This is a genomic window from Nonomuraea sp. NPDC001684, from assembly GCF_053596515.1.
In genome coordinates, this window is the sequence record NZ_JBSFGJ010000273.1 from 1 (window position 1) to 12888 (window position 12888).

At 72.6% G+C, this 12888-nt stretch carries 8 protein-coding genes; all 8 read right to left on the reverse strand.

Translation table 11 applies throughout. The features are described from left to right. A partial coding sequence (locus ACWCSD_RS34685) for a flavin-containing monooxygenase (RefSeq protein WP_449921302.1) occupies positions 1–731 on the reverse strand: 731 nt, incomplete at its 3' end. A 108-nt stretch (positions 732–839) separates the two neighbouring features. Next, positions 840–1238 (reverse strand): DUF3224 domain-containing protein, encoded by a 399-nt coding sequence (locus tag ACWCSD_RS34690; RefSeq protein WP_352327373.1) that lies wholly within the window; start codon positions 1236–1238, stop codon positions 840–842. Between the two features lie 66 nt (positions 1239–1304). Next, positions 1305–2558 carry a beta-ketoacyl synthase N-terminal-like domain-containing protein gene (locus tag ACWCSD_RS34695; RefSeq protein WP_387665472.1) on the reverse strand — a complete coding sequence of 418 codons (1254 nt, stop codon included), beginning with the start codon at positions 2556–2558 and terminating at the stop codon, positions 1305–1307. Next, positions 2555–2794, reverse strand: coding sequence for a phosphopantetheine-binding protein (locus ACWCSD_RS34700; RefSeq protein ID WP_358298245.1), 240 nt, complete (start codon positions 2792–2794; stop codon positions 2555–2557). The genes ACWCSD_RS34695 and ACWCSD_RS34700 overlap by 4 nt, the downstream gene beginning before the upstream one ends. Further along, positions 2791–4008 (reverse strand): hydroxymethylglutaryl-CoA synthase family protein, encoded by a 1218-nt coding sequence (locus ACWCSD_RS34705; protein WP_358298247.1) that lies wholly within the window; start codon positions 4006–4008, stop codon positions 2791–2793. Before ACWCSD_RS34705 ends, ACWCSD_RS34700 begins: the two co-directional genes overlap by 4 nt. Then, a complete protein-coding gene (locus ACWCSD_RS34710; RefSeq protein ID WP_449921306.1) occupies positions 4005–4241 on the reverse strand; it encodes a phosphopantetheine-binding protein in 237 nt (78 codons plus the stop codon). The genes ACWCSD_RS34705 and ACWCSD_RS34710 overlap by 4 nt, the downstream gene beginning before the upstream one ends. Continuing rightward, the gene (locus tag ACWCSD_RS34715) at positions 4228–5148 is read right to left on the reverse strand and encodes an LnmK family bifunctional acyltransferase/decarboxylase (RefSeq protein ID WP_449921308.1); all 921 of its coding nucleotides are present in this window, start codon (positions 5146–5148) and stop codon (positions 4228–4230) included. The genes ACWCSD_RS34710 and ACWCSD_RS34715 overlap by 14 nt, the downstream gene beginning before the upstream one ends. Further along, a complete protein-coding gene (locus tag ACWCSD_RS34720; RefSeq protein ID WP_449921310.1) occupies positions 5132–12538 on the reverse strand; it encodes an alpha/beta fold hydrolase in 7407 nt (2468 codons plus the stop codon). Before ACWCSD_RS34720 ends, ACWCSD_RS34715 begins: the two co-directional genes overlap by 17 nt. Between the last annotated feature and the right edge of the window lie 350 nt (positions 12539–12888).

A 12888-nucleotide genomic window follows, 5' to 3' on the forward strand; every position in this document is an offset into this window, starting at 1 on the left:
CGTTTGGCCAGCTTCTTCAGGCTCGGCCCGACCAGGATCGTCTTCTTGTGCAGCCGGTCGCGCTCGCCCATCAGCGGCTTGGCGATCAGCCCGAACTTGTCGCCCCACCAGTGCAGGCCCTTGCCCAGGAACCGGCGGCCGAAGTGCGGCAGCGGCGAGCCCTGCGACAGCAGCACGCGGCGGCCGGCGGCCAGCTCGGGCGCGATCTGGGCGCCGGAGTTCGCGGCGCCGACCACGACGACGGTCCCGCCCGGCACCTGGGACGGGTTGCGGTAGCGGCCGGTGTGCACCTGGTAGACCTCGGGGTCCAGCCTGCCCGCGAGCTCGGGCACCTTCGGCACCCGGTAGGCGCCGGTCGCGATGATCACCTGCGGCGCCTCGTACGTGCCCTTCGTGGTCTCCAGCCGGTAGCCGCCCTCGATCGGCTCCAGGGAGGTGACGCGGGTGCCGAGCCTGACCGGCAGGTCGAACTCCTTGCCGTACGCCTCGACGTAGTCGGCCATCTCCTCCTTGGTGGGGAAGCGGTTCTTCCGGCCGGGGAAGCGCAGGCCGGGCAGGGCACAGTACTCGGCGATCGTGAACAGCTCCAGGGAGTCCCAGCGCTGCCGCCACGCCTCGCCGAGCCGCGGTTCCTCGTCGAGGATGACGAAGGGGATGCCGGCCTGTTTCAGGTAGTAGCCCGCGACGAGCCCGCTCTGGCCGCCACCGACGACGATCACTTCAGTGTCCATGCGGCCATCGTCGCGCGCGGGCGCGAGGCGGTCTGCTCAACACTGAGCAGTTCCTGACATGCGAGTACGCGGAGCCCCCGGCCCCGCGTACTCGCCTGCGTGCAGCGCCTACTTGAGGTTGAAGTTGAGGGTGACCTCCGCCGAGCCGTCGGTCTTGGAGACGTACCCTCCCTTGCCGCTCAGCCCCTTCAGCTCCTCCGTGCCGGAGTTCGGCACGACGGACCAGTCGGCCTTGGCCACGCCGCCGTCGAAGGTGCCCGTCGCCTGCAGCACGAAGGAGCCCTTCTTGCCGCGGACGCTCCCGACGACCTTCTGCAGGCCGACGAAGCTGGCCTCGGTGTCGCTGGCGTAGGCCATCAGGTACTCGGCCTGCCCCTCGCCTTCGATGTCGCCGGTCCAGGCATTGGTGACGTGGGCCTGAGTGAGCTTGGGCTGGCCCTTCTTCTCCTCGTAGGGCTTCTCGTCCCAACCGGTGATCTGGTACGAGCCCTTACCTTGGGTAGTCATGTCAGCTCCCTTTTTTGCTCTCTTTTTCGCTACCCCTGACCCTGGGCGCTATGCGTCGGCCGTCGGTCAACGCTCGCGTCCGAGGACGATGCAGGTGTTGAAGCCGCCGAACCCGAAGCTGTTGGACAGCGCGTAACGGATGTCGGCGGCCCGCAGCCTGCCGGGTGCGAGCCGGCAGTCGCGGTTGATCGGATGGCGCAGGTTCAGGTTGGGATGGACGAAGCCGCGGCGCATCTGCACCACGGTCGCGATCGCCTCCACCACGCCGGCCGCGCACATGCAGTGGCCGACCAGCCCCTTGGTGGAGTTGACCCACGGCCGGCCGAAGCTGTCGCCCAGCGCCCTGCGCAGCGCGGCCAGCTCGGCCACGTCGCCGCTGGGCGTCGCCGTGGCGTGGGCGTTGACGTAGTCGATGTCGCGCGGCCCGACGCCCGCGTTGGCCATGGCGTTGACCATCACCTTGGCCTCGCCCTCCTCGCGCGGGTCGGGCAGGCTGTTGGCGTCCAGCTTGAGGTCGTAGCCGCACAGCTCGGCCAGCGCCGTCGCGCCGCGGGCGGCGGCCGAGCGGGCGCTCTCCAGCACGACGCAGCCGGCGCCCTGGCCGGGCACGAACCCCTCGTGCTCCTCGTCGAACGGCCGGCACCTGGCCTGCTGCGGCTCCTCGACGCCGGCGACCGCCCCGAGCGTGGCCAGGCCGCGCTTCTCCATCGGCGACAGGTCGGTCATGGCGCCCACCACCAGGCAGACGTCCACCGCCCCCGACTCCACCAGCCGGCTGCCGTTGATGATGCCGACGTTGCCGCTGGCCGAGGCGCCGCCCACGGTGTAGCCCTCGCCCCTGATGCCGAACACCTGGCTGAGCGTGCCCACCCGGTCGGTGTCCATGAAGTGCAGCGCGAACCTGGCCGGCAGGTGGGCGGGGTTGTCCTCGTACTTGGGGTGCAGGTCGTGGGCGTAGCCGGAGCTGAGGTTGTGCCCGGCCACGACCAGGCCCATCCGCTCGGGGTCGGCGCGCGCCTCGTGCAGCCCGGCCTGCTCGTACGCCTGCATGGCGGCGACCAGGTCCATCTGCAGCGGCTGCGGCGAGCGGTTGGCCGCCCGCAGCGCGTTGCGCACGATCTCCTCGGGCAGGCGGCGGCGGGCCGCCACCGCCTCCCGGAAGCGGAAGCCCTTGACCAGGGCGGCCAGGCGCGGCCCGCCGTCGCCGGGGTCGGGCACCGGCCCGATCCCGCACCGTCCCGCCCGCAGCGCCCTGGTGAACGACGGGACGGTGGAGGCGATCGAGCAGACGATGCCCATGCCGGTGACGACGACCTTCATGAATGCCTCGCCAGCAGGTCCACCAGGGACCGGATGTCGTGCACCTCCTGGAACTCCGACACCGGCACGGTCAGCCCGAGGTCCTCCATGCTCATGGTGACCACGTCGGCCCGGTCGACGCTGTTCGCGCCCAGGTCGGTCAGGGTGCCCTCGGTCGTCACGTCGCCGGGCCGCAGGTCCGGCAGCACCCTCAGGACGTTCTGCTTGACGGTCTCGAAAATCTCCGCGTTTGTCATGGTGCCAGCCATTCGTAGGTTCGGTGGTAGTCCTTCGTCCCGGTGTTCACCAGGAGATCGCGGTCGAAGCGGGCGCGGGCGAGCAGGTGCTCGTACGCGCCCACGTCGACCTGCCTGTCCCGCTCCGGCACGAGGCAGGTCAGGGTCTCGGGCAGCAGCGCCGCGTACTCGTCGAAGCCGAGCTCGCAGCGGCCGTCCAGGTGCTCGCCGATCCGCATCGCGGCCAGCGTGCTCGCCGACTCCTCGTCCACCAGGCCGCTGAAGAACTCCGACGAGCAGCCAGAGCCGTAGGAGTAGAGGCCGACCCGGGCCGGTCCGTCCAGGGTGGCGTGGTCGATCAGGCTGGCCAGGGCCAGGTAGACCGAGCCGGAGCAGAGGTTGCCCACCCGTCTGGGGTAGGCGAGCGAGGGCAGCACCCGCCGCTCGAAGTCCTCCTCGACCGACGCCGTGCCGCCGCCCGACTCGCGCATCAGCTTGCGGTGCGCGGCCTTGACCATCCCGGCGAACGGGGTGTGCATGGCCAGATGGTCGAAGGTGGTGGCGAAGTCGGCGTCCTCGACCCTGGACCGGTAGCCGGCCAGGCAGCTCGTCAGGCAGTCGAGGTAGGCGAACAGCGAGCGGTCGGAGTCGGCGATGTCGAACGTCGGCCCCGGCCGGGCCGAGTCCATCGTCTCGTAGCTGTGGTTGCCGAACGCCCCCAGATCCAGGTCCAGGACGCGCGGCCGGTCGCTGATCAGCACGGCGGCCGCCCCTGCGCCCATGGCGGGCTCGGCGTAGGCGGCTCGCTCGTCCACCAGCGCCACGTCCGTCGCGATCACCAGCGCCTTCGCGCCGGGCGACACGCCCGAGGCGACGTACGCGGCGGCGAGCTGGACGGCCGCCGTGGCCGCGTAGCACGCCTGCTTGACCTCCACGACCCGGCAGCTCCTCGGCAGCCCCAGGTACTCGTGCACGTAGGAGGCCACCGACTTGCTGTAGTCGAGGCCGGACTCGGTGGAGGTGATCAGGATCTCGATCCGGTCGTCGCCGGCGATCGGCCGGGCGGCGTTGACGGCGTTGGTCACCGGGTCCTCGAAGGGCAGGCCGACCGAGCGGTTGCGCATCATCAGGTTGCCCAGGCGCTCGGCGTCGAGCCCGCGCCCCTCGAACAGCTCCGGCACCGGGATCTGGGCCAGGCCGCAGTAGACGTTCAGTGCCTCGATTCCGACGTTCACCTCACACGCTCCCACAGGAAGTCGACCAGGGCGTCGACGCTGGGCACGCCGCCGAAGGAGGACAGCGGCTCGCGCACGCCGAGCCGGTCGAGCACGGCCAGGATGATCTCGACCCGGTCCACGGAGTCCGCGCCCAGGTCCTTCAGGTGCGCCCGGCCGTCGATCTCGACGCCGGGCAGGATCTCGTCGATCGTCTTGTGCACGACGCCCTCGACGTGTTCACGCGTCGTCATCGGTGTCTCCCCTCCTGAGAACGCGCAGGGTGCTGACCGCGATCGTGCGGCCCCGGTCCTCCATGACGAGGTTGACGATCTCCTCGTTCTCGTCCTCCGGCACCGGCCAGCACTCCAGGCTCACCCGCAGCACCGAGTCGGCGTTCGCGTTGCCCAGGTAGCACAGCCGCTGGTCGAGCACGACCCGCCGGAGGAAGTCGGCGACGCCGATCCCCCGGCTGCGCCAGAAGCGCAGCAGCACCCAGTCGACGATCGCGAAGTAGGAGGCGAAGTAGAGCAGGCCCACCCCGTTGAGGTCCCTGGACGGCTCCACCGGGTAGTAGGCGGTGAACGTGACCGGGTCGTCCGGTTTGCGGGCCAGGAACGTGCCGGTGCTCCGCGCGTGGCCGTAGATCTTCCGCGGCGAGTACGCGCCGGGCAGCGTCGGCAGGTGCTCGTGCCTGAAGTCCACCGGCGACGACTTGACCAGCCCCTCGTTGCTGCCGGGCGCGCTGCGCGAGATCCAGCGGTTGAAGGTCTCGACGTAGATGCAGCCGGGGTCGTCGAAGGCGTAGAAGCGGTCGGGGTCGAGCTCGCCCGTCCGGCCGCCGCGGCCGATCCGGTGCAGGGCCAGCACCGACTCGCTGCCGAAGCCGAACAGCCGGGAGGTGACCTCCAGCTCGTCGCCGAACGTCAGCGCGTTGACGTGCAGGTCGCGGCTGCCCCTGACGTGGAAGTAGTAGAACGACAGGTACGTCGGGTCGCCGGCGGCGTTGCGCGCGTCGAAGGCGTTCGTGCCGCACAGCGCGCTGACCGTGTCCCAGGTCCAGTCGCCGACCTCGCCCATGAACAGCGAGCTGGGCCCGCACATCCCTGGCTTGACCAGCTCGGTCCTGGTCACGGTGCTGTCGTCAATTCTGTTCATCATGGAACTCGCAGATCAGCCGGTTGACGTGGTCGGGGCTGGTGAGCTGCGGGAAGTGACCCGCGTCGGGGATCTCCTCGTACCGGGAGTCGGGGATCAGGGCGTGCAGCAGGTGCGCGGTCTTGGCCGGGATGACGGTGTCGTACCGGCCCTGGACGATCAGCGTGCGCGCCCGGATCTCCGGCAGCCGGTCGCCCAGGTCCGGGCGTTCGGCGAACACGTCCAGGTAGCGCAGGCCGACCTGCGGGGCCATGCTCTCGGCGCGCAGCAGCAGCCGCATCAGGGCGTCCCGCCGCTTGCGCAGCCGCTTGGACCCGCTGCCCTCGATGACCCGGTCGAAGTCCTGGGTGGCCACCACCTCCAGTTTGTCGATGTCGCCGACCCGGTTGCCGATGCGGCAGGAGCTGCCGATCAGGATCAGCGACTCGGTGTCGTCGGGATGGTCGAGCGCGTACGCCAGGGCGACCAGCCCGCCGAACGACGCCCCGGCCACGTGCGCCGGGCCGCCCGCCACGTCGTGGCAGAGCCGGGCCAGGCCGCTGAGCGACAGGTCGGCGGCGGCCGTGGTCGCGCCGACCCCCGGGTGGTGCACGCTCGTCACCCGGTAGCGGTGGGCCAGGCCCTCGAACTGGCGGGCGTAGACGCCGGCGCCGATGTTGAACGGGTGCATGAGCAGCAGGGCCGGTCCTGAGCCGGCGCTGAACAGCTCGACGTCGCCGTCCGCGGTGGTGACGATCTCGTGCTCGACGTCGGGGTGGTGTTCGCGGAGGATCGCCAGGTTGGGGTTGTCGGGGTTGCTCGTCCTGGCAGCCCGGGTTTCGCTCTTCCGGCCTTTGGGACGGGCGGCCTGCGGGGCGTCGGCGCCGAGGAGGGCGCCCAGGCGGGCGGCGGCGTCCTTGGCCTCCTCGACGCTCAGGCCGACCGGCACCGCCAGGCGCACCACGCCCTCGCGGCCGAAGTGCGGAGCGCCCCTGATGCCCGTCTCACGGAAGATGCGCACGTGGTCGGCGTCCTTCAGCAGCACGCAGTGACCGCCGGGCGGGCCCTCCAGCGCGACGCCCGCCTCCGACAGGCCCTGCCGGAGCGCCGCCACCGCGTCCGTCCGGGCGCGGACCTGGTCGGCCACCGTCTCGCGGTCCTCCAGGGCGGCCGCCATGATCCGGCGGTTGGCCAGGCCGACGTCGCTGCCCCAGGTCTCCAGCCGCTCGGCGACCCGCTCGCGCAGGGCGTCGTCGCGGGTGGCGAGCAGGCCGCCGAACGGCACCCCGAAGTCCTTGGACAGGCTGATCGTGGCGCTGTCGGCCAGTTCGAGCAGCTCGCCGACGACCTCCCACACGTCCCGGCCGTCCGCCACCGCCACCGCGTTGTCCACCACGCGGGCGCCGTCGATCACCAGCGGGACGCCTCTTTCCGCCGCGGCCTCCTTGACCGCGCGCAGGTTGGCCAGCGAGGTCGGCGCGCCGCCGGCCGCGTTGTTGGCCACCTCCACGCAGACGAACGACACCGGCTCGTCCCCGGCCAGCTCCGCCTCCAGCGCCTCGACGTCGATCTCCGGGCCGCCGGGCAGCTCGACCGGCTTGAAGCCGTTGTCGGCCAGGCTCAGGAACCAGGTCGGGAACAGGCCGTTGTGCAGCACCCGCCCGCGCCGGCCCGGCCACGACCGGCACAGCAGCGCCTCGGCCGCCCGGCCGGAGCCCGTCGGGACGACGAAGGGGAACGGCAGGCCGTCGATCTCGGTGTCCGGGCGGGCGGCCGACCGTTCCGTCAGGCGCCGCAGCCGCTCGGCGATCCAGGGGGCGTCCAGCTCGGCCCAGGAATCGGTGATCAGGTCGGTGGTGACGTGGTGGGCGGGGACGCGGGCCGGCTCGCCGCCGTACCGGTTCAGCAGTCCGGCCATGTCCGGCATGTCCGCTGTCGGCTTGGCTTCGGGCTTGGCTTCGGGCGGCTCCTCGGTGGTGGCGGGGCGCAGGTCCGGGTCGGCGATCATGAGGATGATCTCCGAGACCGGGGTGCGGTCCTCCCCCTCCGGCTGGCACAGGTAGATGGGCACGTTCACCGGCCGGAACTTGTTCTTGAACTGGAAGTTCCCCTCGCCGAAGATGCCCGCCGAACGCAGCTCGTCCAGCGCCTGGCGCACGTCCGGGGCGGCGTTGGCCGACTCCTCCGTCTCCGCGCCGAAGCTGGCGCCGAAGCTGAACATCGTGCAGCCCTCCTCCACGAGCCGCTCGATGATCTGCACGATCGTGAACTCCAGCCCGCCGAGCGGCATGCCCTTGGGGTAGAACTCGACGTCCAGCAGGTAGCCGTTCTCCGACGGGATCTTCGTGATGACGACGGCGTTGGCCACCTCGTCGTCCAGGTAGGTGACGAAGACGCGGTGCCTGCCGTCCAGGCGGCCCTCCTCGATCTCCCGCCGGACGACCGACACGTACGGGTTGACCATCTGCTTGCGGCCGGCCCAGTCGTCCACCAGCCCGGCCAGCCTGCGGTCCATCGCGGGGTCCTCGCCCGAGCGGTACTCGACCGTCCGGCACTCGCCGGCCTTGCAGAAGCGCCGCACCATGTAGCGCAGGCGTTCCATCCGGCCGCCCTTCAGCGTGAAGGAGCCCAGGTCGTCGAGCCGCTGCACGGCCCCGAACGGCGTCGCGCTGTACGGCTCCCCGGCCACCTCGCGCACCGGGAGGAGGGACAGGAAGTTCGGCCGCAGGCCGCGCGCCCGCGCGTAGGCGGTGTACTCCTCGACCAGCTCCTGGAAGTACTCCTCGGAGCCGGCGTAGCTCCAGGCCAGCAGGTTGCCGCCGTTCTCGGAGACGTGCAGGTAGCCCTTGCGCGCCGAGCCGATGAAGGCCAGCGGCGCGATGTCGCGTCCGGCCAGGCCGCCCTCCTTGGCGTGGCGGCGGTCGATGCCTGCGACCAGGTCCCGCAGGTCCGGGTGCCGGTGCAGGTCCCGCTTCAGCAGCACGGCCGGCTCGCCGTCGCGCGTCCTCGTCTCGAACGGGGCCGGTCCGTCCGGCTGCTCCGGGGGCCGTACGGACTCCGTGCCGCGCTCGTCGCGCAGGTGGGCGGCCAGGTCGGCGGGCGTGGGGTGGTCGAACAGGAGGGTCTTGCGCAGCGCGCCGACCTGCTTCTCCAGGACGCTCACCACGCGCAGCATCTCGAAGGAGGTCAGGCCGTTGTCGGCGAAGCTGCGGGCGGGGTCGAGCGGGCGTTCGATGATCGCGCCGACCAGGTCCGCGAGCTGGTCCTCCAGGGTGCCTGCCTTCCCTCGCGCCTGCCGCGGGGCCTTGGCTCGCGCTGGGCCGGGCTCCTGCGCCTGCTCGGGCGTGCGGGGGCGCTTCGGGGCCGGTTCTGCGGCCTTTTGCGCGGGTTTCGGGGCCGGTCTGGGGGCCGGTTCGGTGGTGCGCTTCGACGTCGGTTCGGTGGCGGGCTTCGGGGCGGGTTTCGGTTTCGGTTCTTGGGTGGGGGCGGAGTCGGTGATGGCTGATTCGACGGCGCGGGCCAGCCGGTCCACCGTGTCGTACTCGTACAGCTCGGCTGCCTGGAGGTCGAGGGAGAAGGCGGTGTTGATCGCCTTGACCAGTTCCATCCGGAAGATGGAGTCGAGTCCCAGCTCCTCGAAGGGAGTGTCCACGTCCACGCCGGCGGGATCGGCGTCCAGGATCGTGGAGAGCCGTTCGCGCAGCATCTCCTCCACCCCGGCGGGCCCGCCGGCGCTTCCGGCGGGCGCGACCGGCGTCTCGTCCAGCCGCGCGGCCTCCGCCCGCTCGGCGGCGGGGGCCGGAGCGGGGGCGTCCGGCGTGCGGCCGCCCTTGGCGGCGCGCAGGCGCACCCTCCCGTCGCTGGTCCGCCGCACGACCGCGCCGTCCGAAGGCGCGGCGGACGGCACGGTGGAGGGCGCAGCGGCCGGGGCGGCGGCGCGGGACGGCTCGGGTGCGGTGAACCAGTGCTCGACGCGGGCGAAGGGCGGACCGGGCAGCGAGACCCGCACCGGGCGCGGCCCCTGCCACAACCCCTGCCAGTCCACCTCGCTACCGGAGACCCACGCCTCGGCCAGGTCCTCCGGCCCGGTGCCCCACGGCGCCGGGGCGTCCCTGCGGGCGGTGCCCCTGTGCACGCCCGCCGGTTCGCCGCTCAGCGCCCGTACCGCCTGCTCACGATCGCTGACCACCACGGCGAGCCGTTCGGACAGGTGGCGGCGTCCGTTCTGGAGGGTCCAGGCGATGCGGTCGAGGCCGATCTCCGGATGTTCCCGGATGTACCGGGCGACGTTCCGCGCGTACTCCTCCAGGGCCTCCCGGCGGGCCGCCGACAGCACCAGCACCCGCGGCTCCCCCGCCTTCTCCGGCGGGACCTGCTGCCGGTACGCCTCCAGCACCACGTGCGCGTTCGTGCCGCCGAAGCCGAACGAGCTGACCCCCGCCACCCGGTCCGGCCCGTCCCACGGCGTGAGCCGCGTGTTGATGGTGAACGGGCTGCCCTCCAGCCGCACGTACGGGTTGGGGCGCTCGTAGTGGATCGTCGGCGGCAGCGCCCCATGACGCATGCAGAGCAGCACCTTGAGCAGCCCGGCGATGCCGGCCGCCGCCTCCAGGTGGCCGATGTTGGTCTTCACGGTGGCGAGCGCGACGTGCGGGACGTCCGGCGCGGGCCGCCCCCGGTCGGCGTACAGCCGGGCGAACGCCTTCTTCATGCCCTCGATCTCGATCGGGTCGCCGAGCCTGGTGCCGGTGCCGTGCGCCTCGATGTAGCTGACGCGGGCGGGATCGACGTCCGCCTTGCGGTAGGCGTCGACCAGCACGCGCGCCTGCGCCTCGGGGTTGGGCGCGGTGAGCGAGCTGGCCCGGCCCCCGTGGTTGACGGCGCTGCCCCTGATCACGGCGAGGATCTGGTCGCCGTCCGCCAGCGCCGTCCGCAGCGGCTTGAGCAGGACGGCTCCGCAGCCCTCGCCCCGGCCGTAGCCGTCGGCGCGCTCGTCGAACGTCTTGCAGACGCCGTCCTCGCTGATCATCCCGGACTTGGCGAAGGCGATGTAGAGCCCCGGGCTGAGCGTCAGGTTGACGCCGCCGGCGATGGCCGCGTCGCACTCGCCGTCCTCGATGGCGCGTACCGCGTGGTGCAGGGCGACGAGGGAGCTGGAGCAGGCCGTGTCGACCGCCTCGCTCGGGCCGCGCAGGTCCAGCAGGTGGGAGACGCGGTTGGCCAGGATGCAGTCGGCCACGCCGCTGGCCGTGTGGGCCTCGACCGGCACGCCGTGCTCGCGCAGCAGGTCGTCGTAGTCGCACGCGGACACGCCCGCGAACAGGCCGGTCCTGGTGCCGGCCAGGTCGGCGGGGCGGTAACCGGCGTCCTCGACGGCCCGCCAGACGGTCTGCAGGAACAGCCGCTGCTGCGGGTCCATCATCGCCGCCTCCTTGGGCGAGATGCCGAACAGCGCGGCGTCGAAGGAGCGCACGTCGTCGAGGAAGCCGGCGCGGACGTTCGCCGTCTCCGGGTTCTCGCGCAGCTCGCGCCGGTCCTCGGGGACCGGGCGGGTCAGGTCGCGGCCCTCGGTCAGGTGGCGCCAGAAGTCGTCCAGGTCGGCGGAGCCGGGCAGCATGCCCGCCATGCCGATGATCGCGATGCCACCCGTCGCGGGCTTTTCCGTCGCACTCCCAGCCGTCGTGCCGGTCCCTGTGCTGGTCCCTGTGGTCGGTGGGTTGTCGGGGGCGGTCGGGGAGGCCCCGGCGCCGGGCCGTGGGGGCGAGGTCACGGTCTCCGGCGCCGGGCCTGGCTCGGCGTCCTCCTGCCGCCCGGCGGGGGCGGCGGGAGGTTCTGCGGCGGGGGCGGATGGGGTGGCGGGGGCGGGCGAGGTGGTGGCGGGGGCGGGTGGGGTGTGGGCGGCGGCGATCTCGGCCGGGTGCTCGGCGAGCAGGTGGTCGCAGAAGGTGTTCAGGTCGGTGGCCTCGAAGAGCACGGTCGGCAGCAGGTCCAGCTTGTACCGCTCGTTGACCTGGTCCACCAGCTCGGCCATGGAGATCGAGTCGAACCCCATGTCCATCAGCTCGGCGTCGAGGTCCACGTGCTCCTCGCCCACCAGCAGGAATCCGGCCGCCGCGCGACGCAGCTCCGCCCGGACCGCCTCGATCAGATGGTCGTCGGACCCGGTCGTCTCCGTCGCGGACATGGGCTCACTCATCTCCATAACCTCGGATTCGGGGTTCGCGGGCGGCTGGGACCGTTCGGGGGCGGGCTCGGCGGGGCCTTCGACCACGGCGAAGCTCGTCTCGGCTCCGGCCAGCCCTCGGGCGAAGGCGGCGAGCCCGGCGGCGGTGCTCATCGGGACGCTGCCCCAGCGGCGTTCGAACAGCCGGCGGGTGGCGTCGTCCACCTTCATGCCGCCCTCCTCCCACAGCGGCCAGCCGACGGCGAGCGTCCTGCCGTGCCCGAGCCGCGCGCGCCGCTCGGCGAAGTGGTTGAGGAAGGCGTTGGCGTAGGCGTAGTCGATCTGCCCGATGTTGCCGGTCTCGGCGGCCACCGACGAGAACAGCGCCAGGAAGTCCAGCGGCTGGCCGCGCAGGGCCTCGTCCAGCAGGACGGTGCCCAGGATCTTGGGCTCCAGCACGGCCCGCGTGTCCTCGGGACGTTTGCGCACGGCCCGCGCGTCCCGGTGGATCCCGGCGGCGTGGATGACGCCGTGGAAGGGGCCGTACCGGTCGCGCAGGTCACGCAGGTCGGCGGCCGAGCACACGTCGGCGCGCACGTAGACGGCGGGCAGTCCGGCGATCCGGCGCTCGATGTCGTCGCCGGGCTCGGAGCGTCCGGTCAGGACCAGCTTCGCCGCCCCGCGCCCGGCGAGGAAGCGGGCGAACGCCAGCCCGATGGCCCCGGCGCCGCCGGTGATCAGGTACGTGCCGTCCGGCCGGACGTCCAGCCCGGGCGGCGGCGGCTCGTACCGCTCCATGCCCTTCACCAGGCGGACGCCGTCGCGGTAGGCGACCTCGGAGACCCGCTGCTCGGGAGCGGTTCCGGCGGCGGGCGCCCGCAGCTCGGCCGCGACCTGCGCCGGGGTGGCGCCGGTGACGCACACGCCGCTGAACGCCGTGTGCTCCAGGGCCAGCGTCCTCAGGGCGGCGGCCAGGGCGGTGTGGTGCGGCTCGCCGGTCGCGGCGGACACCACCACCCTGAGCGGGCCCCCGTCGCGCAGGACGGCGGTGGCCGTGCGCAGCAGGGCGTCGAAGGCGGCGGTCCCGGGGAACGGGTCCGAGGGGGCGATCACGATGGCGTCGGGCGTCCGGCCCAGGTCGCCGAATCGCCGGGCGGCCTGCTCGGGGGGATCGTCCGGTGGGAAGGCGTCGCCGGGGCGGAGTTGGGCGCCGCCGAGCGCTTCGGCCAGCCGGTCGTCGTCGGTGATCACCAGAAGGGCTTCCGGTTCCCTGGGTCCCTCGGGGAGTGCGGCGGGTGTCCAGCGGGGCCGCAGGTAGGTGCAACGCCCGTCGGCGGCCTCCCCCGATTTCCGATCGGACGCCGGCCCGGCGGCGAGCTCGGAGCCCGTCTGAGAGGCGGCCGCGTCGGCGGGCATCGGCTGAGGGGCCGGAGGCCGGGGCATGGGGCTGGGTCGGTCGGCAGGGGTGGTGGGGAGCCAGTAGGGGCGGCGGTCGAAGGGGTAGGGCGGGAGGGTCACGCGGCGCGGGTCGACCTTGAGGACTCCGTCGCGCCGCTGGCCAAGGACGAGGCCCGCAAGAACGTCGTGACCGCGCTGCGCGA

Coding starts and splice junctions, on each gene's coding strand:
- ACWCSD_RS34700 (WP_358298245.1), bottom strand. CDS start 2,794: ATGACAAACGCGGAGATTTTCGAGACCGTCAAGCAGAACGTCCTGAGG.
- ACWCSD_RS34710 (WP_449921306.1), bottom strand. CDS start 4,241: ATGACGACGCGTGAACACGTCGAGGGCGTCGTGCACAAGACGATCGAC.
- ACWCSD_RS34690 (WP_352327373.1), bottom strand. CDS start 1,238: ATGACTACCCAAGGTAAGGGCTCGTACCAGATCACCGGTTGGGACGAG.
- ACWCSD_RS34715 (WP_449921308.1), bottom strand. CDS start 5,148: ATGATGAACAGAATTGACGACAGCACCGTGACCAGGACCGAGCTGGTC.
- ACWCSD_RS34695 (WP_387665472.1), bottom strand. CDS start 2,558: ATGAAGGTCGTCGTCACCGGCATGGGCATCGTCTGCTCGATCGCCTCC.